General features: G+C 50.0%; 24 protein-coding genes. 16 read left to right on the top strand and 8 right to left on the bottom strand.

The window, feature by feature from the left end; all coding sequences use genetic code 11:
- Positions 1 to 75: 75 nt before the first annotated feature.
- Positions 76 to 1440: an exodeoxyribonuclease VII large subunit gene (gene xseA, locus CWB99_RS03470; protein WP_138551377.1), complete on the top strand. Its 1365-nt coding sequence runs from the start codon at positions 76 to 78 to the stop codon at positions 1438 to 1440.
- On the opposite strand, the gene CWB99_RS03475 is transcribed toward xseA, so the two are convergent.
- The 3 genes from CWB99_RS03475 to CWB99_RS03485 all read right to left on the bottom strand — a co-directional run bounded on the left by CWB99_RS03475 (position 1437) and on the right by CWB99_RS03485 (position 6020).
- A complete protein-coding gene (locus CWB99_RS03475; RefSeq protein WP_138551378.1) occupies positions 1437 to 2096 on the bottom strand; it encodes a hypothetical protein in 660 nt (219 codons plus the stop codon). The genes xseA and CWB99_RS03475 overlap by 4 nt on opposite strands.
- A gap of 29 nt (positions 2097 to 2125) precedes the next feature.
- The gene (gene cysE / locus CWB99_RS03480) at positions 2126 to 2947 is read right to left on the bottom strand and encodes a serine O-acetyltransferase (protein ID WP_138551379.1); all 822 of its coding nucleotides are present in this window, start codon (positions 2945 to 2947) and stop codon (positions 2126 to 2128) included.
- 199 nt (positions 2948 to 3146) lie between these two features.
- Positions 3147 to 6020 (bottom strand): M16 family metallopeptidase, encoded by a 2874-nt coding sequence (locus tag CWB99_RS03485; protein WP_138551380.1) that lies wholly within the window; start codon positions 6018 to 6020, stop codon positions 3147 to 3149.
- A 302-nt stretch (positions 6021 to 6322) separates the two neighbouring features.
- On the opposite strand from CWB99_RS03485, the gene CWB99_RS03490 reads away from it, so the two are divergent.
- Positions 6323 to 7279, top strand: coding sequence for a methylenetetrahydrofolate reductase (locus tag CWB99_RS03490; protein ID WP_138551381.1), 957 nt, complete (start codon positions 6323 to 6325; stop codon positions 7277 to 7279).
- Positions 7280 to 7342: 63 nt separating this feature from the next.
- Here the strand turns inward: CWB99_RS03490 and gpsA are convergent, their stop codons facing one another.
- The 4 genes from gpsA to CWB99_RS03510 all read right to left on the bottom strand — a co-directional run bounded on the left by gpsA (position 7343) and on the right by CWB99_RS03510 (position 9601).
- A complete protein-coding gene (gpsA, locus tag CWB99_RS03495) occupies positions 7343 to 8350 on the bottom strand; it encodes an NAD(P)H-dependent glycerol-3-phosphate dehydrogenase (protein WP_138551399.1) in 1008 nt (335 codons plus the stop codon).
- Positions 8351 to 8353: 3 nt separating this feature from the next.
- A complete protein-coding gene (secB, locus tag CWB99_RS03500) occupies positions 8354 to 8833 on the bottom strand; it encodes a protein-export chaperone SecB (RefSeq protein ID WP_138551382.1) in 480 nt (159 codons plus the stop codon).
- Positions 8834 to 8906: 73 nt separating this feature from the next.
- Positions 8907 to 9161 carry a glutaredoxin 3 gene (gene grxC / locus CWB99_RS03505; RefSeq protein ID WP_054014682.1) on the bottom strand — a complete coding sequence of 85 codons (255 nt, stop codon included), beginning with the start codon at positions 9159 to 9161 and terminating at the stop codon, positions 8907 to 8909.
- Positions 9162 to 9169: 8 nt separating this feature from the next.
- Positions 9170 to 9601 (bottom strand): rhodanese-like domain-containing protein, encoded by a 432-nt coding sequence (locus CWB99_RS03510; protein WP_138551383.1) that lies wholly within the window; start codon positions 9599 to 9601, stop codon positions 9170 to 9172.
- Between the two features lie 263 nt (positions 9602 to 9864).
- On the opposite strand from CWB99_RS03510, the gene gpmM reads away from it, so the two are divergent.
- The 5 genes from gpmM (at position 9865) to CWB99_RS03535 (ending at position 15103) form a co-directional block, all read left to right on the top strand.
- Complete coding sequence (gene gpmM, locus CWB99_RS03515; RefSeq protein ID WP_138551384.1) at positions 9865 to 11409, top strand: 2,3-bisphosphoglycerate-independent phosphoglycerate mutase; 1545 nt, start codon at positions 9865 to 9867, stop codon at positions 11407 to 11409.
- A 3-nt stretch (positions 11410 to 11412) separates the two neighbouring features.
- Positions 11413 to 12552: a murein hydrolase activator EnvC family protein gene (locus CWB99_RS03520; RefSeq protein ID WP_138551385.1), complete on the top strand. Its 1140-nt coding sequence runs from the start codon at positions 11413 to 11415 to the stop codon at positions 12550 to 12552.
- A gap of 37 nt (positions 12553 to 12589) precedes the next feature.
- Positions 12590 to 13810 (top strand): S41 family peptidase, encoded by a 1221-nt coding sequence (locus CWB99_RS03525; protein ID WP_138551386.1) that lies wholly within the window; start codon positions 12590 to 12592, stop codon positions 13808 to 13810.
- 21 nt (positions 13811 to 13831) lie between these two features.
- A complete protein-coding gene (locus tag CWB99_RS03530; RefSeq protein WP_171045262.1) occupies positions 13832 to 14581 on the top strand; it encodes a divergent polysaccharide deacetylase family protein in 750 nt (249 codons plus the stop codon).
- 102 nt (positions 14582 to 14683) lie between these two features.
- On the top strand, positions 14684 to 15103 hold the full coding sequence (locus tag CWB99_RS03535; protein ID WP_138551388.1) for a CBS domain-containing protein: 420 nt from the start codon (positions 14684 to 14686) through the stop codon (positions 15101 to 15103).
- A gap of 44 nt (positions 15104 to 15147) precedes the next feature.
- On the opposite strand, the gene pepB is transcribed toward CWB99_RS03535, so the two are convergent.
- Positions 15148 to 16443 (bottom strand): aminopeptidase PepB, encoded by a 1296-nt coding sequence (pepB, locus tag CWB99_RS03540; protein WP_138551389.1) that lies wholly within the window; start codon positions 16441 to 16443, stop codon positions 15148 to 15150.
- Positions 16444 to 16524: 81 nt separating this feature from the next.
- On the opposite strand from pepB, the gene sfsA reads away from it, so the two are divergent.
- The 9 genes from sfsA (at position 16525) to CWB99_RS23965 (ending at position 23254) form a co-directional block, all read left to right on the top strand.
- Complete coding sequence (gene sfsA, locus CWB99_RS03545) at positions 16525 to 17232, top strand: DNA/RNA nuclease SfsA (RefSeq protein ID WP_138551390.1); 708 nt, start codon at positions 16525 to 16527, stop codon at positions 17230 to 17232.
- A 260-nt stretch (positions 17233 to 17492) separates the two neighbouring features.
- Positions 17493 to 17936, top strand: a complete 444-nt coding sequence (gene dksA / locus CWB99_RS03550; RefSeq protein WP_054014689.1) for an RNA polymerase-binding protein DksA — start codon at positions 17493 to 17495, stop codon at positions 17934 to 17936.
- 18 nt (positions 17937 to 17954) lie between these two features.
- Positions 17955 to 18899: a tRNA glutamyl-Q(34) synthetase GluQRS gene (gluQRS, locus tag CWB99_RS03555; RefSeq protein WP_138551391.1), complete on the top strand. Its 945-nt coding sequence runs from the start codon at positions 17955 to 17957 to the stop codon at positions 18897 to 18899.
- A 301-nt stretch (positions 18900 to 19200) separates the two neighbouring features.
- Positions 19201 to 20532, top strand: a complete 1332-nt coding sequence (gene pcnB / locus CWB99_RS03560; protein ID WP_138551392.1) for a polynucleotide adenylyltransferase PcnB — start codon at positions 19201 to 19203, stop codon at positions 20530 to 20532.
- Positions 20529 to 21038: a 2-amino-4-hydroxy-6-hydroxymethyldihydropteridine diphosphokinase gene (folK, locus tag CWB99_RS03565; RefSeq protein ID WP_138551393.1), complete on the top strand. Its 510-nt coding sequence runs from the start codon at positions 20529 to 20531 to the stop codon at positions 21036 to 21038. Before pcnB ends, folK begins: the two co-directional genes overlap by 4 nt.
- 55 nt (positions 21039 to 21093) lie before the next feature.
- On the top strand, positions 21094 to 21888 hold the full coding sequence (panB, locus tag CWB99_RS03570; RefSeq protein WP_138551394.1) for a 3-methyl-2-oxobutanoate hydroxymethyltransferase: 795 nt from the start codon (positions 21094 to 21096) through the stop codon (positions 21886 to 21888).
- Positions 21888 to 22742: a pantoate--beta-alanine ligase gene (panC, locus tag CWB99_RS03575; protein ID WP_138551395.1), complete on the top strand. Its 855-nt coding sequence runs from the start codon at positions 21888 to 21890 to the stop codon at positions 22740 to 22742. The genes panB and panC overlap by 1 nt, the downstream gene beginning before the upstream one ends.
- 80 nt (positions 22743 to 22822) lie before the next feature.
- Complete coding sequence (locus CWB99_RS03580) at positions 22823 to 23062, top strand: hypothetical protein (RefSeq protein WP_138551396.1); 240 nt, start codon at positions 22823 to 22825, stop codon at positions 23060 to 23062.
- Between the two features lie 45 nt (positions 23063 to 23107).
- Entirely contained in the window at positions 23108 to 23254 is a 147-nt protein-coding gene (locus CWB99_RS23965) for a hypothetical protein (protein WP_171045250.1), read from the top strand.
- Positions 23255 to 23276 lie beyond the last annotated feature (22 nt).

Genomic DNA, 23276 nt, shown 5'->3' on the forward strand with positions numbered 1-23276 from the left:
AGCGTTCCTTATGCGAGTAAATAAAATTTAGCAAAAATATGCTAGAGTGTTCGTGAATTTTTTATGGAGCTGAGTATGTCGTTGCCACAACAAGAAAAAGTTTATTCGGTGTCGCGCCTGAATCGAGAGATCCGCAATTTGCTGGAACAGGGGTTCGCTTCTTTACAGCTGACGGGCGAAATCTCCAACTTTGTCGCCCCGGCGTCCGGGCATTGGTATTTCTCACTCAAAGACGACAAAGCCCAGGTAAAAGCAGCCATGTGGCGTGGTAACAACCGCTACTGCCGCTACCGGCCACAAAATGGTGAACAGGTACTGGTACAGGCCCGGGTGTCTGTGTATGAACCCCGTGGTGATTATCAGTTGATCGTCGAACAGATGGCACCCGCAGGTGAAGGCCTGCTAAAACAACAGTTTGATGCACTTAAACTGCGCCTGGCCGGTGAAGGTTTATTCAGTAGCCAGCATAAGCAACCACTGCCAGCACGCATAAACCGGGTGGGCGTCGTGACCTCCCCCACTGGTGCAGCTGTGCGTGATATTCTGTCGGTCCTAAAACGACGAGCCCCCCAGCTGGAGGTGGTGATCTACCCAACTCAAGTACAAGGTCAGGAAGCACATCATCAGATCGCCGCACAAATTGAGTTGGCGAATCTTAGAAGTGAAGTAGATGTACTCATTGTTGGTCGTGGCGGTGGCTCGCTCGAAGATCTGTGGTGCTTTAACGAAGAAACCGTGGCACGGGCCATCTTCGCCAGTCAGTTGCCAGTGATCAGCGCCGTTGGGCATGAAATCGATACCACCATCAGTGATTATGTCGCCGACTTGCGTGCCCCAACCCCTTCAGCCGCCGCTGAGCTGGTCAGCCCGGATGGGGCAGAAATTCAAGCTCAATTGGGTCAACAGAAACAGCGCCTGAGCAGCGCAATGCAGCGCTATCTGACCCATCATGCTCAGCAGCTGCAAAACTCTCATCAGCGGCTGTTACTCCAACACCCGCAGGCACAGCTGATGCAACAGGCACAAAAAGTAGATGAACTGAGTAGCCGATTGCACAGGGCAATGAACCACCAGCAACACCGCGCTCAAAGTCGCGTTACCCTGGCACAACATCGCTTGGCGCAGTTTCATCCAGAGCAAAAGTTGCGATACGCACATCAACACCTGGACAGCCTGAAAGAAAAGCTCACCCGGACAATGCAGGCTTCACAGCAACAACATACGCAGCAACTGGCCTTACTCGCAGCCAGGCTCGACAGTGTTAGTCCGCTGGCGGTTTTGTCACGGGGCTACAGCATTACTAAATCAGGTGAAAAAGTGGTGAAGTCAACCCGGGATGTGGCTGCAGGGGATATACTCACCACAGAATTGCACGATGGTCGTTTGCAAACCCAGGTCATTGATGTCACAGCGGCCGAGCCAAATCGCGAAGACAATTAGTACTCAGTGGCCAGCTCACGCAGACTTTTGGTACTAAAATGCACCAGCATACCTTGCGCCGTTTGCTGCGCTGAGCTGACCTTAAATTGCTTTATCCAGGGACTATTAAAGAGGCTATCATTCAGGCGTTGCCACTGCATGGCATCGATATCCTCACTGCGCGGCACAAAACTGAGCTGACAGACATGGCGCTTGCAGCCATAACTGTCGTAAGTAAAGTATGTACTGAGATCACTGGTGTACAGAAAGTCCCCAAGCTGCAATTCCAACTCATCGGCCCAGACAGGGTCCCGCGATTCAGCTTGAAATATCTCGGCCAGCTGACGGTTAATATTGCCTGATGAAGGGGATTGTTGTTGGGCGGACTGCTCTGGCTTTGATGATGTATGGTTTTGGACCTGTTCCAGCTCTTCTTGTAACTGAAGAATTTGCTGTTGCAGCGCTATCAGTTCGGTGCTGCTGGCCGGGTCAGAGGCACTATCCAGCTGAGCCTGCCCTGAGCGCAAAGGGGCAGCGTGTTGGGTCGTATCGCCAGCGTTAGCCAAAACCGCAGTAGCAGGCTGTACTGGGTCATCTGATGTAAACCACCAGGTTAGAGGAGCCGCAATGGCAGCCCCCAGTAACATCCACAAACACTTTTGGCTCAGGCTATCCATAAAGCACTGCCAGCTTACTCATTCAGATGCTAGAGCATCGCACTGGTATGTGATTCGTTACGGGCTATCAAATCTTCATCCAGAAAATTCTGGTCCATCGATTCTGCCGGGCAAGCACAGGGGGGTTTACCAACCACTTTCGCGGGCACGCCCACCACTGTCGTATGTGGGCCCACTGCTTTCAATACCACTGAGCCTGCACCTATCCGTGCGCCTTCACCCACTTCAATGTTGCCCAGCACTTTAGCACCTGCGCCGATCAATACGCCTGCGCGTATTTTGGGGTGACGATCGCCTTGTTCATTACCGGTTCCCCCTAAAGTAACCGATTGCAAAATAGAGACGTTGTTCTCTATTACTGCGGTTTCGCCAATGACTATACCAGTCGCATGGTCAAACATAATGCCATGGCCGACTTGACAAGCAGGATGGATATCAACACCAAATACTTCGGATGTACGGCTTTGGATAAAACGCGCGAGCTCTTTTCTGTCTTGTCGCCATAAGCAATGGGCGAGTCGGTGTGCTTGTATTGCATGAAAGCCCTTAAGGTTTGAAATAACGTTAAGATAGCTATCGGCAGCCGGGTCACGATCTTTAACCGCTTTTATATCATGCGCCACATGGGTCAACATACGGTCGCAGTCTACAAAGGCCTGGTCGAATAGTTCACGAATGGTAAACGCAGACACCACGGCGTCTGCCAGCTTGTTTGCCACAATAAAGCTCAATGCCGCCCCCAGGCATTCATGATTTAAAATACTTGAATAAACATGGCTGGCGAGCAACGGCTCGCGGTCAACTAATTCGGTGGCTTCCTGACGAAGCTTTTGCCAGATCTCGTGTCTCATAAACTGCACTTTTTCAATAATTCCAAGGCCTTTGTCTATCTTACCCTGCTACGCGTTAAATTAGCAGCGATAGTCAAATGCTTCTTGCATCAATTTGTTATTAATTATAACCCGAAACGGCAATTTGCGGATGGGAAAGCAGACGGATCGCTGATCCGCCTGACAGATACAGAGCCCGACATGGGCTCTGCCGGGCAGGTTACTTAAAGACCGCTTCGGCCTTCATCACCTCGATGTTGGCAGCTGGAATGGCCAGTTTGTAGTTGGCAATTTGCTTATCTTCATCGATAAGCGCTTGCGGTTTTTCTGCATTATAATGCATCGGCGACTCCGTCTGATTGACCAGGCGCGTTTTCATATCAGCCGCATCGCCGGTCACAAAGACATAGTGAATGTTGTCACTTTGCAGGTTCTCACGGATCACCCGATTGACGTCTTCCACGCTCAGCGATGCCAGCTGGTCGCGCACATAGGTCACAAACTCATCCGTGTTATAGAACTGGCTGTCCAGCGCATAACCCAGCTGACGGTCCTGACTGGCCACCATCTGCGGCACAAAGTTACTCAGGAAGTTGCGAGTCGCCTCGAAATCTCCTTCCGTCATGCCATCTTTGATCAGCTTATCCAGCTCAAACTGTGCAACCCGCGTTGCAAAGTGGGCGTCGTTATTAGAGCGCAACGGACGTAACCATACCTGGAAAATTTGCTCAGAGCGGCCCAGGTTGGCATCGGGCTTAGTCTGGAACATACCACGCGGGAAGTATTCAATATAAGCATAGTCACCATAGTTCATACCACGCACCTGACGGATGCGCTGGAACAGGTAAGCGTTTGAGTTACGGTGCTCACCAAAGTATGAGCGCACCAGCCATAAGGCAGTCCAGTCTTTGCTGCTGCGGATAGTATCTATTGGGAAGCCAAACGATACCGCGGTCGATTTCGCGCTCTTCTCAACGATAGTGGCATGTCGACCCTCCAATGCTGGCGCATCCGGGATCGTCAGGCGAGACTCTTCCCCTTTGGGTAGCTTAGCCAGATCATTGAGCATACGTGCTTTAAGCTGCTCATCCAGTGCACCAGTGATCCCCACGTTCAGTTTTGCCTGCGTAAACTGGCTGCGGTAGAAAGCTTTCACGTCTTCCAGAGTCAATGCTTCGAGATCGGACAAATCGCCCAGGTTGTAACTCTCGTACGGATGGCCCTGATACAATTTATGATACAACACCTCTTTGCCCAGCTCTTCATCATTTGATGCTTTAAGGCCCGCTTTGATGTTGTCGATCAGCTCTTTTTTCAGACGTTTAAAATCATCTTCTCGAAAGCCCGGATTGAGTAACTGCTCACTGATCAAGGCATACCATTGTGCCGCATTGTCTTTGTGCACCCGGCCACGCAGTGACAGCATTTCTTTGTCAATCTGATAATCAAAGCTGCCGGCAATGGGATACAGGGCTTTTTGGATCTCTTTATAAGACTTGCTCTGCGAGCCACCATTGGCAATCATGGCAGCAGTCAGGGCGGCCACGCCTTTTTTGCCTTTAGGATCCGCGGCTGCTCCCGTGTAAAATAGCAGATTCACATCAACCAAAGGTGAAGCATTGGTTTTATCCAGTACGGTGAATTTCTGTTGTTTTGGTTGGCTTTGTTGCGACACCAGAGCATCCAGTTCAACTTCTTTGTCAAACCCAGCGACTTTGGTCAATGCCGACATCGTCACTGTAGTACGGCCACTGTCAACGAAATAACGGTTGGCGACATCGCGAATGTCTTCAGCGGTGATGGAATCACTGGTCGCATACAAGGTGTTGATCACTTCAGGATCGCGCTCGAAATGCATATATTCCGCCAGCATGCTGGCAATCGCCTGCGACGAGTCCAGGCCGTTGGCAAAGCTATATTTGCGGTTCGACTTCAGTGCAGCCAGCTTATCACTGTCAACCAGCTCAGTGCGCGCGTTAGCATAAGTGCGATTGATGGCATCGCGTACCACAGCTAAGTCACTTTTTTCATTGACCTTCACAAACACGTGCAGCAGACCCGGATCTTTTGTCTCGGGGTTGTATGAAAACATCTGGCTGGCGATTTGCTTGTCGACTACCAGCTCCTGATAAAGCTCCGAGTTTTCAGAGAAATAAAGCTGTGAGAGCAGATCCAATGCGGCACGGTCTTTCTTTTCAGGCTCCCATGCTGCCCCTTTATAGGAAACCAGCAACCAGTGGCCCGGCAACCCTTCATAGTGTTCATGCACATATCTGGCTTGTTGCTGCTTCGGCTCCACCGGAATATCGGCAACATAGTTACCACGCTGCCAGCCACCCCAGTGCTTTTTAACCATTGCCATGGTTTCCTGCGGATCGACATCACCCACAATCACGATAGACACGTACTCTGGCTTATAGAAACGCTCAAAAAAGATCTGACCATACTCCATTTGATCCGGCATGGCTTCAATGTCTTCAAAAAAGCCCATGGTGGTATGCTTGTAGGTGTGCTTATCAAATGCTTCTTTACGCACCGCACTTAACAGCTTACGGATCGGGCTGGCGTTGTTCTTGAGGTATTCGCCTTTGACCGTCAGCGCTTCGGTACGGAACTGAGACTCACTGTAGCTTAGGTTTTGAAAAATATCCGCTTTGATCTCAAGGACCTTATCCAGGTGCTCTTTTGAGAAATTCAAATGGTAGTTGGTGTAATCATTGGTCGTATAAGCACGGTTATCTACTCCGGAGTTTTTCAGAATGTCGGCATAGACATCCTGTGGAAACTTCTCAGAGCCTTTAAACATCATATGCTCAAAGAAGTGAGCAAATCCGGTTCGTCCCGGCTCGACTTCGTTACGCGAGCCAACAGAGACAGGGATCTGCAGTGACACAACGTCTGGGTAGTCAGTTTTCACCACCATCACACGTAAGCCATTATCCAGCTCTTCAAGAACATAGTCTTGTGCAAATACTTTATTGCTGGCCTGCGCCTCAATGCTGGTTGGCGTCTGCTGCGCCGATTGTTGTGTAGCGGTACAGCCGGCCAGAGCCAGTGACACAGCCAGGCTGGTCGCCAGTAGTTTAAATTTCATAAGCTTCCCTTAAATTTGTAGTGATTTTTATTCTTGGCCCCATTCTTATTGGGACGTATAGCTCCCAATTATGCCGCAATCCCACCTTAATTCATCTTTACGCGCCCAAATAATGTAAAGAAATATGAACTAGACGGCCCTGAATAAACCGACTGGCAAACAATGGCTTGCTCCAACATCATGAAAACACCATGAGAGAAATTCATCTGTATTGAATTTGTTTCAAGAAAAAAATCTATCTAGACGTCTAAATGGCTACTATATTAGATCCCATACACTGAGTTTTTGCCGGAATCTGGACCATGGCGTTATCACTACAAGAGAAAATCTTAGACCCGAACCAAGGGGTATATTTGATTGGAACGACTCCGCCCAAATCTGGTACGGAGCAGGATAAGGTTAAACGTATTGCGACTAAGCTGCTGGATCGCCTGCATGAAATTGAATACGACGGCGTGATCGTTTACGACATTCAGGATGAAAGCAGTCGCACCAATGTACCACGCCCTTTTCCGTTTAAGGAAACCGTCGACCCATGCGAGTACAGCCGCCTGGTTAAGTCGCTGTCACAACTGGACGTGATCACCTACAAAAGTGTGGCACAACGTGACAGCAACGAATTTAACCAGTGGCTTAGCAACACCAAACAGGAATTTGGCCTGAACAACCTGGTCCTGGTTGGCTCTCCTTCATCACAGGGTAAAATTAACTTGCCACTGCCAGACGCTTATCAGGCCCTGGCTGCGCACCAGGCAGACTTTTTTCTGGGCGGTGTAACCATTGCAGAACGTCATGCATCGAAACGCAATGAGCATGAACGGCTGATTGAAAAAACCGCTCAGGGCTGTGAGTTCTTTATTTCTCAGGCTGTTTATAATGCTCAGGCAACCATAGACCTGATCACCAGCTATGCCCGTACCTGCAAACAGCAAGGTATTGAGCCGAAGCGACTGATCCTGACTTTTACCCCGTGCGGGGGTGAGAAGACACTGCAATTTATGGAATGGCTTGGGATCTCAGTGCCCGAGGCAACCAAATGGCGCATGCTGGATGCAGACAATACGCTGAGTGAGTCGATCCGCATTTGTCGTGAAAATCTGGATTCCATTCTGCGTAGTTGTGCACAACTGGATGTTCCGCTGGGACTGAACATCGAAAGTCTGACCAACCGCAAAGAAGAAATCGATGCGTCAATCAACTTGTATCGGTTGCTCAAGGCAACGATGGAACTGACGCTGGCAGAAAAACAGATCGCCTGACCATTTCGGAACCACAAAAAAACCGAGCTCACGGGCTCGGTTTTTTTATTATCAGAAGCCTGATTACTCCGACTTCTGCTCTCTGCCAAGCAGCGCCATGGCTGCTTCTTTGACATCTTTTTGTTGATACAGCACCTGATAGATCTGCTCCGTGATCGGCATTTCGATACCTGTGCGCTTTGCCAGCAGATACACTTCTTTGGTGTTGCGGTACCCTTCCACCACCTGACCAATGCTCTGCATCGCTTCTTCGACATTTTTGCCCTGGCCCAGTGCCAGACCAAAGCGTCGGTTGCGAGACTGGTTGTCGGTACAAGTGAGGATCAGATCGCCAAGCCCCGCCATACCCATAAAGGTTTCCGAGCGTGCACCAAGAGACAATCCGAGTCGGCATAGCTCTGCTAACCCGCGGGTGATCAATGCAGTTCTGGCATTGGCACCAAAGCCAAAACCATCAGACATGCCTGCACCAATGGCAATCACATTCTTTACCGCGCCACCAAGCTGAATACCGATAAAGTCATCATTGCTGTACACCCTGAACGAGCGACCACAATGGAGCAACTTAGCCAGTTCACCGCGGAACGCTTCGCAACGCGACGACACTGAAATGGCCGTCGGTAACCCGGCAGCCATTTCTTTTGCAAAAGTTGGCCCGGACAACACGGCCAGCGGAACCTGCTCACCGAGTACATCCAATGCCACATCCTGAAGTAGTCGGCCGGTATTCGGTTCCAATCCTTTCGTTGCCCAGGCGACTTTCGCCCCCGGCAACAAATGTGGCTTTATAGCTTCCAGTGTTTGCGCAAATGCATGGCTGGGTACCACCACCAGAACCAGTTGACTGGCCTGAACGGCTTGAGTCAGGTCGGCTTCCAGTTGCAGTGACTCAGGAAAGTCAATATCCGGTAAATAACGGGCATTCTGACGCGAGCTGGCTAACTGCGCAATGGCAGTGCTGTCACGTCCCCAAAGAGTAACCTGGTGACCGTTGCGGGCGAAACAAATAGCAAGGGCGGTGCCATACGACCCCGCCCCTAATACGGTCACAGCTGATTGTGCTGTATTCATCATTTATGCGTCAGCAGGTTGCTCTTGCGCGGCACGTTGCTGCATGTACTGAGCAAATAGCGCATCAAAGTTTACTGGCGCCAGGTTTAGTTGTGGGAAAGTACCACGGTTAACCAGGCTTGCAACCGCTTCACGCGCGTAAGGGAACAGGATGTTCGGGCAGAATGCACCTAGCATATGCGCCATTTGCAGCTCTTCCAGCTCACCAATAGAGAAAATGCCAGCTTGTTGGATTTCGCACAGGAATGCAGTTTCTTCACCCAATGACGCAGTGACAGTCAGTGCCAGAACAACTTCATATACACCCTCGTCCAGCTTGGCAGAACGCGTGTCCATGTCCAGCTTTACTTCAGGTGTCCACTCTTTTTGGAAAATAGCCGGAGAGTTTGGCGTTTCGAACGACACATCTTTGGTGTAGATACGCTGAATGTTAAATTGTGGACCTTGTTCTTCTGCAGCAGCTGCGTTGTTTTGCTCTGTCATTGTTCTTCCTAATTATTCGTCTTTATTTTAAGTGGGGTAGCACCTCGGGCCCGTAACCTGGGTGCAATAAATTTTAACTCAGTAAGGCGTCCAGCTTACCTTGTGATTCAAGCGCCATCATGTCATCGCAACCGCCAATGTGCTGCTCTTTAATGAAGATCTGTGGCACCGTGTGACCACCATTTGCTTTGCTGATCATCTCTTCACGCAGCTCGGGTTGCGCGCCGATATCATACTCGGTATATGTGACACCTTTGCTGTCCAGCAACGCTTTTGCGCGATGACAGTAAGGACAGTAATCCTTTGTATAAATAACAACTTGGCTCATATTTACTCCTATTTACCCGAGGCTGTTGGCAGGCCAGCAGTTTGCCAGGCACCAAATCCACCCGACAACACGTACACTTGCTCAAAGCCAGCTTTGTACATATTGCTGGCAATGCCAGATGCGGTCATGCCAGTGTTACACACCAGTATAATGGGCTTAGTTTTGAACTTTTCAAGTCCTGCGAAATCATTTTGTTTGGCTTTTTCCACATTCATGTGCTCGCTACCTGCGATACGTGAGCCGTTGAACTCTTTCGCCGCACGCATATCAAACACCTGGCCATCCTGACGGTTTACCAAAATAGTAAGCTGCTGCGGATTGATCTGACGGATCTTGGAAAACATGCCTTTCAACCAGCTTGAGACCAACATAGCCGCCAAAACCAGCCAGATAATGCTGAGAATGGGGTTTCTACCTAAAAACTCGATGTATTGTTCCATATTGTCTTTACCAACCAGGAAAATGAAATTGCTCGCGAGTATACTTTCTTACGGGCGCTGGTACAAACATCTGTGACATAATGCCTGACTTTGCAAGCAATCGCTGGCTACCCACGCCCAAAGCTCTGCAGCAAGGTTCAACTCGGGTTTGTTAGTTATATGAAATTTAAAGTGGTTGAGGATAAATCACGCCCAGAGGGCTGAATATTCATATAAAACAAGGTATCCTATGACCAGATTTCGTGCACGATTCAGGAGCCCAAATGACTGCAAAGAAAAAACCTCTGGTATTAATGATCCTCGATGGCTGGGGATACCGCGAAGACGCCGAGAGCAATGCAATTCTGGCGGCGAACACCCCCGTTTTGGATGAGCTATGGCAAACGCGTCCACGTACGCTGATCTCTGGGTCAGGATTGGATGTAGGATTACCGGATGGGCAGATGGGTAACTCTGAAGTCGGCCACGTCAACCTGGGTGCTGGCCGTATTGTTTATCAGGACTTTACGCGCATTACCAAAGCCATCAATGATGGTGAGTTTGAGCACAACCCGGCACTGGTTGAGAACATCGACAAGGCGGTTGCCGCCGGTAAAGCCGTCCACCTGATGGGACTGTTGAGCCCGGGTGGCGTACACAGCCATGAAGACCATATTGTTGCAGCCATCGAACTTGCCGCCAAGCGTGGTGCCAAAGCGGTTTACTTCCACGCTTTCCTGGATGGTCGTGATACGCCACCGCGCAGTGCACAGGCATCGATTGAACGTATTGAAGCATTGTTCACCAAGCTGGGCTGTGGCCGTCTGGCGTCAATCGTAGGTCGTTATTATGCTATGGACCGTGATAACCGCTGGGAGCGTGTTGAAGCCGCTTACAACCTGATGGTGTGTGGCGAAGCTGAATACCGTTATGCTGATGGGGTCAGTGCCCTGAACGCAGCGTATGAGCGCGACGAAAACGATGAATTTGTGAAGGCCACCGTGATTGCCGCAGAAGGACAAGAAGCAGCGACCATTAACGATGGCGATACGCTGATTTTCCTCAACTTCCGTGCTGACCGTGCCCGTCAGATGACCCGCGCGTTTGTGGATGCCGACTTTGACGGTTTCAGCAAACAAAAAGCCCCAGCGTTAAGTGGTTTCGTGATGATGACGGAATACGCGGCCGATATTAACGCGCCCGTCGCCTTTGCCCCGGAAAAACTCACCAATGTACTGGGCGAATGGCTGGCAAAACACAACAAAACGCAGCTGCGTATTTCCGAGACCGAAAAGTACGCCCACGTCACCTTCTTCTTCAGCGGTGGTCGTGAAGAACTGTTCGACGGCGAAAAACGCGAATTGATCCCCTCGCCTCAAGTAGCCACGTACGACCTGCAACCTGAAATGAACTCCGCCCTGCTGACCGATAAGCTAGTCGAAGCCATTCACAGTGGTGAGCACGATGTGATCATCTGTAACTATCCAAATGGTGACATGGTGGGTCACTCAGGTGTCTTTGCAGCCGCCGTGAAAGCCTGTGAAGCCGTTGATACCTGTATCGGCCGTGTTGTAGCAGCACTGGAAGAAACTGGCGGTGAGGCGCTCATTACGGCTGACCACGGTAATGCAGAGCAAATGGTGAACAGCAAAACCGGTCAGGCCCACACAGCACACACCAGTGAGCCGGTACCATTTATTTACATTGGCCGGGATGCAGAACCACAGGCAGGCAAAACACTGAGCGATGTGGCACCGACCATGTTGCACCTGTTGGGCATGCCTCAGCCTGAGGAAATGACTGGTTCACCTGTCATGCGGCTGAAGTAAACTATGCACCGTACGCTTGCTGTACTTTCGGTCTGTTTGCTCCTGCCCCTGACCGGGCAGGCGAACGAAACCCGCACCAAAGCCGACCTGGCTGCGGTGCAGGCCGAGCTCAAAAAGAGTCAGGTCGCGTATCAGCAACAACAAGCCAGCTTTCGTGCACTGCAAAGCACCCTGCAGTCTTTTGAACTGGAAATCGCCAAAAGTGCCAAAGCACTGGCATTGACAGAGCAAGGGATCAGCGAAAACAAGCAGCAGCAGTACACACTGCAGCGCGAAGCTGAACAGCTTAAGCAGCAAAAAAAGCGCCTCCAGCGATTACTGGCTGCACAGCTCAAAAGCGCGTATGTGACAGGCAGTCACGATTATTCCAAAATGCTCCTGAACCAACAGCATGCTGCAGCTCTGGAGCGCACCATTAGTTACTACGACTACTTTAATCAGGCCCGCATTGCTCAGCTCGAAGCGCTTAAGTCTGTATTTGCGAAACTGGCAGAAAACAGCGCGCAACTGGAGCGCAAAAAGAAGCAACTGCACGCTTTACAGGGCCAGCAAAAAGCCCGTCAGGACGAGCTGTTGTTGGCACAAAACGCCCGCAGAACCCACCTGTCAAAACTTAACGACAAGCTTAATCAGGCAAAGGCTGCAATCGCCTACCTCGAAGAGAATGAGCAGACCCTGATCACAACTCTGGAAGCCTTGGCCTCCGAGCAGGCAGCCAGCCCCGAACAGTATGTGGCCCAGCTGCAAGGCTTACAACGCTTAAAAGGCAAACTGGCCTGGCCGCTGGATGGCCGCCTGAAACACCGCTTTGGTCAGCGCAAACATGTTGGTATGAACTGGAAAGGCGTAGTGATCCGCGGCAGCAATGGCGATCCCGTTAATAGCGTGGCGCCGGGGCAGGTGGTCTATGCCGACTGGTTGAACGGTTTTGGCTGGGTCATCGTATTAGATCACGGGGAAGGCTTTATGAGCCTGTATGGCCATGCGCAGACCCTGCTTAAAGACGTTGGTGATCAGGTCATGCCTGGTGAGCCCATTGCCCTGGTAGGGCAAAGCGGCGGACAAACCGATCCTGGTCTATACTTCGAAATACGGCATAAGGGAAGCGCTGTTGATCCAGTAAAATGGTGCAGATCCAGTTAACTGACTAACCGATGCTGCCCCCAATGAGGAGCAGCATATGATGACTCCATGTGTTCAACCAAATAACAACCAACTGTGGCAATGGCTGATTACGCTTGGCCTGATGCTCAGCTTATTGTGCCTGCCACTCAGCGCCAAACAGCTTTCCAGCGAGCAAATTGATGAGATCCTGTATCATATTCATACTTACTATGTTGAAGACTTGCCGCTCAGCCATGTTAAAAAAGACAACTTTGGCGAGCTACTTACCCAGCTAGATGACTATTCAAAGTACCTTGATGAACATGAGCTTGAAGCCCTGTTCAGCGCTGCCAATGGTCGCTATACCGGACTCGGGATCGAAGTAGAAGAAGTCGAAGACGGCGTTGTGATTGTGGATACTCTGCCCGGCTCACCCGCGGAAGCAGCCGGTATTGAAGGGGGTGATAAGCTGCTGGCCATCAATACTCATGATGTAAAAAGAAAATCTATTGCTGAGGTCTCAAAATTACTGCGTGAAGCACAGTTCTCGACGATTCAGCTCACCGTAAAGCGCGCCAATGCAGAAGTCACACTGGCCCTGAGGCGGCAAGAGATCACGCTTCACAGCGTGTCCAGCCAGCTGTTGTCCGGGGGCATTGGCTATATCCTGCTAAGTAGCTTTAACAATCATAGTTATCATGATTTTGCCCGGCACATCAGTATGCTCAACAGCCATCTGGGTGAGCCGCTCAAAGGACTCATTGTCGACTTAAGAGACAACCCAGGGGGTACACTAAACAGCGCCGTCGCCATTTCAGATCTGTTTTTACAAAGCGGCACTATTGTCAGTACCCGGGGTCGTTTTTACGATGCAAACCAACGCTTTTTTGCAGCCCAGGGCGATATACTCAACGGTGCGCCCATGTTGGTGCTTATCAATGAGCAGTCGGCATCAGCAGCTGAGATACTCGCCGGTGCACTGCAAGACAACAGTCGGGCTCTCATACTGGGTAACCGCTCTTATGGCAAAGGCTCCGTACAGTCGCTCATTCCCATAGGTAACGGCACCACAGCACTGAAACTGACGACAGCACGCTATTTTACTCCCTCGGGCCAATCTATCGAAGGCACCGGGATCCAGCCAGATGTGGTTTTTAGCAAACAAGTACTGTTAGAACTCGACAAAGACGCTATAATGGCTGGTGAAAAAAAGATCAGACAGACCTTTATTGCCAACCTTGATAAGCATTGGCAAGAAGCGGAACAACTATTACAAAACCATAATTTACAACAATAATTCAGGATAGTGCGCTTACTTATATTAGGCTTTGTGGTGCTTTTTCTCTGTGCGGCACCAAGCTATGGCAACCAGGTTGCCATCGTCATTGATGACATTGGAAACCACGAACGTGATTTAGAACTGCTGGATTTGCCCGGCCAACTGAGTTACGCCATTTTACCGCATACCCCATTTTCACAACGCTTTGCTTACCAGGCCACTCACAAGCGCCGTGAACTGTTGCTTCACATTCCTATGCAGGCTTTGGAAGACAAAGCCCTTGGGCCGGGCGCCCTGACACTGGATATGCGCAAATGGCAACTGCAAACCACGCTGGGGCATGCCCTGGCTACCCTGCCTCAGGTCAAAGGGGTGAACAATCATATGGGCTCGGCATTAACTCAATACGTTGAGCCGATGAAATGGACCATGGAATTACTGAAAAAACGTGGCCTGTATTTTCTGGATAGCCGCACTACAGAGCTCAGTCAGGCCCAGCATGTGGCAAACCTGTATGGCGTGGCCAATGTCGCCCGCCATGTGTTTTTAGACAATCAGACTCATCCGGATGCATTGCGCAGGCAGTTTGATCAGCTCAAGGCATTAGCCCACCAGCAAGGCTACGCCATCGGGATAGCGCACCCCTACCCACAGACCCGGGCATTTCTTGCCACTGCACTGAGCGAGCTGGCAACCGAAGGCATTGAACTGGTTCCGCTGTCACAACTGGTTGAACACAAATACATTCAACTGGCTGCCGTCAAACACTCAGCCCAAACCTCAGAATAAACTTCAGAGTAAAAACCAGACAAAATTGATCTGGCACCATTCACTGACACCCAGTGTCGGCTAGACTTAAGCAAGATATTATGTTCGCTTAAGGAAGTGCTTATGTTAACCACAGTAGCCGATTTAATGACGCCCGATCCACTGGCCGTCAGTAAAACCAATACACTCAACGATGCGCACAACCTGATGCGCGAGAAAAACATTCGCCATATCCCTGTGATAGACGACGATGGCATGCTGGTTGGTATGCTGACACAGAAGATCATGATCGCAAAAGTCATGGGGATCATTGCCACCTATGGCACCAACGCGCTGGAGCGCAAAGAAAAGCAACAGCAGGTTGCTGAAGTCATGGCAACCGACTTTGCCAGTGTACAGCCACAACAGAGCCTGCAAGAAGTGGTACGGTTTTTTGTTGATAATCGTCATGGCTGCATGCCGGTGACCGACGACAAGGGCAAACTACTGGGTATTTTAACCTCGTCAGACTTTGTCCGCCTGGCCGCCGCCTTACTGTCATAAAAAAAGCCCCGTAACGGGGCTTTTTTTATTGCTTACTCTGATTATCAGGCTTTCGCTTGCAGGGTACGTGCAACCGTGCGCATGCCCAATGTCGTAGCGCCTGATGCCCACTGTGAGCCGGCATTATTCTGGAATGATGCCGCCAGGTCGATATGCACCCAGCCCTGTCCTTCGTTTGGCACAAAGCGAGACAGGAAGCCTGCTGCATTCGAGGCACCACCAAAACCACCACCTTTTTGCGCTCGGCTATTGGCCGTGTCTGCATACGCAGATGGACAGTTATTCTGATGCCACTTTTCTAATGGTAACGGCCAGGCCGCCTCAAACTCTTCCTGAGCAAACTGCTGTACGTCATTGACCAGCTCTTTGTCCAGGCCAAATAGTGCATTGTACTCCTGACCGACCGCAACCAGCGCCGCGCCTGTCAGTGTTGCTGCATCGATGATCAAAGGTGCACCTGTTTCGCCGGCAGCCATCAGGCCATCAGCCAGAACCAGACGTCCCTCTGCATCAGTGTTGACGATTTCAACTGTGGTGCCATTTTTATAAGTCAGAATATCACCCAGCTTGTACGCATGGCCTGAAATCAAGTTTTCAGCACAACACAGGAACAATTTGATACGCTTGTCGATACCACGCTGAATAGCAATGGCCAGACCCGCGGTTACTGTCGCTGCACCACCCATGTCGCATTTCATGGTCAGCATGCCCTCGCTGGGCTTAATTGAGTAACCGCCCGAGTCAAAGGTGATCCCTTTACCTACCAGGGCTGCGGCAACCGGTGCGTCTTCGTCACCCGTCGGGTTGAAATCCAGTTCCAGTAGCACAGGTGGGCGTTCACTACCACGGCCCACTTCATGGATCCCAATCCATTGATGCTCAAGCAGCGCGTTGCCCTTAATGATTTGGTAGCTCACATGCTCAGGCGCCAGAGACTGAATGAATTCAGCCGCTTTACCCGCGAGGCTTTCAGGATAGATGTCTTCAGCCGTGCCATTGATCATCTGACGGGTCCAGATAGCAGCGGTTTTCAGCGCCTGCAACTCAGCCAGGTCCGACTGTGCGTTGTCACAGAAGGTCACACCATCAAGTTGTTTCGGGCTTACAAAGCCCTGATAAAATGCCCACTGAGATTCAGTGCACCAGGCATCCCCCTGTAATTCAACAGCCAGGATCCCTTGCTGAGCCACACTGCGGCCCGCTTTTTGAATAGTCTTTAGTGTGTCGTGTTCGCTCAGATGCACCAGGGCACCATCCTGATCGTACGATAAAGTCGCATTGCCACCCCAATGTGCAGCCGGGGCCTGATCCGTCAGTCGAACAATAAATTTGTCAGCCATATATGATTTCACTCTTGCGCTTATTAGTAACTTGCAGTGTACACTAGCGGGCAAAATGCCCCAAACGAATGCGATTAATCTATGAAGTTTCACGCCCCACTGGCCAAAGCCACCTTGCTTAAACGCTACAAACGCTTTTTGGTTGACTTGCAAGACGACACACAACGGGAGTTCACCGTACATTGTGCAAACACAGGTAAAATGACCGGCTGCGCCGATCCCGGCTTCAGCGCATATTACTCAACCAGTGACAACCCGAAACGCAAATATCCTCACTCGCTGGAACTGACGGCCAACCAGAACGGTGCACTGATCTGTGTCAATACGGCAATGGCCAATAAGGTGGCTATTGAAGCCATCGAGCGTGACGGTGTTTCGGAGTTAACGGGGTATCAGACACTACGCAGCGAAGTAAAGTACGGCACAGAAAACAGCCGCATCGACATTTTGCTCCAGGATGACAACAAGCCTGACTGCTATATTGAAGTAAAATCAGTCACTTTGCTGGACAATGAACAAGGTTATTTTCCGGATGCCCAGACAGCCCGGGGACAAAAGCATCTGCGTGAGCTGATCCAGATGCGACAACAAGGCATGCGCGCAGTCTTACTATTTGTGGTCATGCACAATGGCATCCACAGTGTAAAACCGGCTGCACACATCGACAATAAGTACGCCTTACTGATTGCAGAGGCATTGCAACAAGGGGTAGAAATTTACGCCTACCGGGCCGAGGTATCAACGCAGGAGGTCAACCTGACTCAGGCCCTCCCCTTCAGCCCGGATTGAAATGAACGCCACAGTTACAGTGATCTTGGGGCATAAATAGTGCAGTATAATGAGTATTAAGCTTGAAAGTGAAAAATTTGCCTCCATATAGCTGCAAATGTCAGTGTGACCCCCGTCAATCGAGACTTTGTGATGCCGATCATACCTTCTAACCGGGAGTGGTCTTACAAGCAAAAAGTGTTTGCCAAGGGGTAAAGATTTTGCTATCTATAGCCGCCGGCGTTAGCTGGGGTTGTTTATTAAGGATTTAGGAGAATGCTATGCCAGACCAGAAAAAACTAGGGTTGTTGGCTCAAGCCGGTTTAGAACCTTATCAGGAAAAGCCGGGTGAAGAATATATGAATGACGCACAGCGTGCGCATTTCAAAAAATTACTGGAAGCGTGGCGTAGCGATCTTCGTAACGAAGTTGACCGCACCAAAAACCACATGCAAGATGAAGCGGCAAACTTCCCTGATCCAGTTGACCGTGCGGCACAGGAAGAAGAGTTCTCTCTGGAACTACGTACCCGAGACCGCGAACGTAAGCTGATCAAGAAAATTGAAAAAACACTACAACTGATCGAAGACGATGATTTCGGTTATTGTGATTCTTGTGGCATTGAAATTGGCATTCGCCGCCTGGAAGCCCGCCCGACTGCGGACTTATGCGTAGACTGTAAATCAATTGCTGAAATAAAAGAAAAACAACAAGGTCGAGGCTAACACACGCTCGTCTTAGCTATGCTACCCCAGTTTAATAGCGATTATCTGTCTGGGAGCTATCGTGGTCGATTTGCTCCCTCTCCCTCCGGTGCTCTTCATTTCGGCTCTCTGATAGCCGCCCTTGCCAGTTACCTGGACGCCAAAATCAATCTGGGCCAATGGCTGGTAAGAATGGAAGACATAGACACACCCAGAGTTGTCCCAGGTGCCGCGGACGAGATCCTCAGAACCCTAGAAGCATATGGTTTGCATTGGGACGGCGAAGTCGTCTATCAAAGCCAGCGTCATGCGTTATATCGAGATATCTTAGCTCAGCTTAACAATGCCGGACTCACTTACCCGTGTAGCTGTACCCGCAAGGCACTCAAGCAACGTGGTGGGTTTTATGACAATCATTGTCGGGACCGCCATATTGCACCCGACGGCAATGCCCTCAGACTAATACAAACCCAGCCAGTGTATTCATTTGACGACCTGTTGCAGGGGCAAGTCAATCTGCCTGCTTCTTTGGCCGAAGAAGACTATATTGTAAAACGTCGGGATGGCCTGTTTGCCTATCAATTGGTCGTGGTGGTTGACGACATTGAGCAGCAAATTACGCGTGTCGTACGTGGTTCCGATTTACTGGAACCGACGGCTCGTCAGATAAGCCTGTTTAGCCAGCTGGGTTACCAGGCCCCAGAATACGCACATGTGTCGTTAGCAGTGGCACAACCGGGGTTTAAACTGTCAAAGCAAAACCATGCGCCCGCCATCAACACGACCAAGCCACAGCCTGCGTTGTGTGCTGCACTTGGTTTTTTGGGCCTGCCTGTTCCCAGTGAGTTACATGGTGATTCGGTGAACAATATTCTGCACTGGGCTGAACAGCATTTTTCACTGCGTGCCTTACCACGCCACCGTGAAATTCAGGTCTCGCTGCAAGCCGACGGACACTATGATTTCACTGGGTTAACGGCCTGAGCCCACCCCCATCGTTTCGTGTCTGCCTTGACTGTCGATCTAATGTCGGATTTTTAATCATGAATACGTCTCCGCTCCTTCAATTTGACCCCATTTGAGTATATGATAGCGGGCCTCGTTAATTCGCCTACACTATACAAACTAAAACAAGTTCTATGGCCGTATGGTGAATATAGGTGCATTATGCACGCTTTATTGCACGCAATTTGGATTGTTCAGGGTCGTTAGGAGAGTGGTTATTATTTCCAAAATTATAAAACTTTGCCGTCAGATAGTTAAAGGCAAGGATCCGGTAGGAACCGTGACATGTAGTGCTACACCTGCGTTAATACCACGTAGTGAACATGCTATCTCGCGCAAACAATTTAGCCCCAATGCAATCAAAGTTTTGTACCGACTTAAAGATGGTGGCTATGACGCCTATCTGGTGGGTGGTTGTATTCGTGATATCTTGTTAGGCATTGAACCCAAAGATTTCGATGTTGTTACCAACGCCACACCTGAGCAAGTCAAAAAGTTATTTCGCAATTGTCGGCTAATCGGCCGCCGCTTCAGACTCGCCCATATCGTTTTTGGTCGTGAAATCATCGAAGTGGCAACCATGCGTGGACACCACCAGGCACAGGACAACCCGGATCCAACCAGCCAGTCAAGCGATCAGGGCCAGCTGCTGCGCGACAACGTCTATGGCACCATTGAAGAAGATGCACAGCGTCGTGACTTTTCTATCAATGCACTTTACTACTCGATTAACGACTTCAGTATCCGGGACTTTGCCGGTGGTATTGCAGCCATTGAGCAACGTAAAATTGAACTGATTGGCGACCCTGAAACCCGTTATAGAGAAGATCCGGTACGTATGCTGCGTGCCGTGCGCTTCGCCACTAAGTTAGATATGACCATTGCTGGTCCAACCGAAGCGCCAATTGAAGCACTCGCCCCTCTGCTGAGTAATATTCCACCGGCACGCTTGTTTGAGGAAACACTGAAGCTCTTTTTAGGTGGTAAGGCTGAAGCTAACTTCCTGATGCTCAGAAAATATGGCCTGTTTAAACAACTTTTCCCGGCTGTTGATACGATTTTGGACAATGCAGACAGTGAGTTTGAAAGCACATTTATCCAAAAAATGTTTGCCAATACAGATGAGCGAATTAACGCCGATAAGAAAGTCACTCCGGCCTTTATCTATGCAGCACTGCTATGGTTCCCGCTACGAGACCGCAGTAATGCATTAATAGCCGAGGGCATGAACGAGTATGATGCCTTTATGCAGGCCATCAGCCAGGTTCTGGCAGAAAACGCCCGCCACATTGCCGTTCCAAAACGCTTTACGCTGGGTGCGAGAGATATCTGGCATATCCAGCAACGTCTCGATAAACGCGGTGGCCAGCGCGCTTACCGTCTTAGTCTGCAACCGAGATTTAAAGCCGGTTATGACTTCTTGCTGTTGCGGGTAGAAAGTGGCGAAACCGACCAGCAGGAGCTGGCACACTGGTGGACTGATTATTTGCAACAGGACGTCAATGGACAAAAAGAGATGGTGAAGGCACTGGGTCAACGCTCTGGTGGCTCGGAAAGACGCCGCCGTCGCCCCAGAAATAAACCGCGTAGAAAACCAAACCCAGAATCATGAACACAGTTTATATTGGATTAGGGGCAAATCTGAACGCCCCTGAGGCACAGTTACGCAATGCGATGGATGCGCTGAGTGCATCCTCATCATTCACGCTGGCAAGCGTATCAAGCTTTTATGCCTCAAAGCCTATGGGTCCACAGGACCAGCCTGATTATGTCAATGCCGTTGCTAAACTTATGACGGACCTGCCCGCCATAGAAGTGCTCGATCTGCTACAGCAGATTGAACTGCAGCATGGCCGGGTCCGAAAAGCAGAGCGCTGGGGGCCGCGTACATTAGATTTAGATATCCTGCTATACAACGATGAACAGATAGACACACAGCGATTAATCGTGCCGCATTACGGCTTGTGTGAACGCGAGTTTGTGGTCTTTCCACTGCTAGAAATTGCACCCGAACTCACCTTACCAAATGGGCTGTTGCTGGCAGATATTGCCACTTCACTGCCACGAAATGGGCTGACCGCTATCGCCCAATATCGCATGACTAAATCGATTGCATAGTAAGATCTGGGCGACACACTACGCTCAGCTTTGAATTGATCACAAAGGGGGAAATATGGCTAAAGTAACCGTTTCAACATTGGCCAAGAAAAAACGTGAAGGAACCAAAATCACAGCACTCACTGCATACGATGCCAGCTTTGCAAAGCTGTTCCATGACAGCGGCGTTGACGTCATTCTGGTTGGCGATTCTCTGGGCATGGTGCTGCAAGGTGGCGAAGATACCCTGGCTGTAACCACAGCGGATATTGCATATCATACGCGCTGTGTGCGTGCCGGTAGCAAAGAGTTGTTTGTGGTGGCCGATATGCCCTTTATGAGTTATGCCAACCCGGCACAAGCGTGCGAGAACGCAGCAGTGCTCATGCGTTCTGGCGCTAATATGGTCAAACTGGAAGGCGGTGAATGGCTGCTAGACTCGATTCGACTTTTGACACAACAAGGCATTCCAGTGTGTGGTCATTTAGGTCTGACTCCGCAATCGGTGAACGTCTTTGGTGGTTTCAAGATCCAGGGCCGTGAAGAAGCCCAGGCAGAAAAAATGGTCGCTGATGCCATTGCGCTGGAGCAGGCAGGCGCTCAGTTACTGGTCATAGAATGTATCCCATCAGCACTGGCCAAACGCATCAGCGAAGCGCTGACTATCCCAGTGATTGGTATAGGTGCAGGTAAAGACACCGATGGTCAGATTTTGGTTATGCATGATTTAGTTGGAATTTCAGCTGGCTATATTCCTAAGTTCTCGAAAAACTTCCTCGCAGAGACAGGCAATATGCCCGCTGCGGTCGAAAAGTTCTGCACTGATGTTAAAAGTGGTGCATTTCCCTCTCAGGAACATGAGTTTAACTAATGCAATCAATTACAGAAATCAAATCTCTGCGCAGTCAAATTAAAGCCTGGCGACAACAAGGTCAGAGCATTGCATTTGTGCCCACCATGGGCAATCTGCATCAGGGACATTTTTCACTGGTAGAAAAAGCCAAAACACTGGCCGACAAAGTCGTGGTCAGTATTTTTGTCAATCCGATGCAATTTGGAGCCAATGAAGATTTAGATAAATACCCACGCACGCTGACGCAGGACAAACAAGGACTGGCCGAGCTGGACACCGACATTGTCTTCACGCCCAGTGTTGACGTCATCTATCCAAACGGCCTTGCAACACAAAGTTACGTGGATGTGCCAGGTGTATCCGAGGGCTATTGCGGTGGTAGCCGCAGCGGTCATTTCAGAGGAGTGGCCACAGTTGTGACCAAACTCTTTAACCTGGTTCAACCTGACTTTGCCTGCTTTGGTGAAAAAGACTACCAGCAGCTTCAGGTGATAAAAACCATGGTGCGTGACTTATCCATGCCCATTGAAATCATCGGAGTACCAACTCAGCGAGAGATCTCAGGTTTAGCCATGAGCTCTCGCAATGGCTACCTGTCGGAGCAAGAAAAAGACACCGCAAAAGTACTCTATCAAACTCTCAATGACACAGCTCAACAGCTGGCAGAGGGAGCCCGAGATTTCGCAGCACTGGAGCAAGGCGCCAGCTCGACACTCGAAGCAGCTGGCCTGACACCCGATTACTTTTCTATCGCCCAAAGAGACAGCCTAAAACCTGCTACACTGGAAGACAGTGAGTTTGTGATCCTGGCTGCCGCTTACCTGAATAAGGTGAGACTAATCGACAATATCCAGGTCCTAACTGAAGCATAACAATGAATAGGATCCCCGGTATCACCTTGTGAGCTTACGCGGGATCCTCACTTTAAATACTCTCTTGCAGGACTTGTTTCATGAAACCACAGATATCAATGATTGCCTTGTTACTGGCAGGCTGTAGCAATACTAACTCCCCAGAACTGAATCAGTGCGCACAGCAAAACTATCAATGTGAGCAAAGTTGTGAGCAACGTGCTAACCCTCAGTCTCTGGCTATGCAGGTGTGCAGCGATGGTTGCATCGAGTCCTTTAATCAATGCAAAGCACAGGCTGAGCAACTCACTCAGCAGCAGCGCAATAGCACGCTGTATTAATCATACCAATTACACTTAATACCTGTTCAATTTGAAGGAGCAAATATGACGCTAACGGCGTTAAAAATTTCTCATTTAGAACAACTAAATAGCAAAATTTTTGCCTTGTTATCGACCATATTTTCTCGCCTCAAAATAGAACACTTAATTAAGCAAATTGGTATCATTATTTTTGTCGAAAAACAGGCATAAAAAAACCGCTCAGTGAGCGGTT

Source organism: Pseudoalteromonas rubra, assembly GCF_005887095.1.
GTDB lineage: Bacteria > Pseudomonadota > Gammaproteobacteria > Enterobacterales > Alteromonadaceae > Pseudoalteromonas > Pseudoalteromonas rubra_E.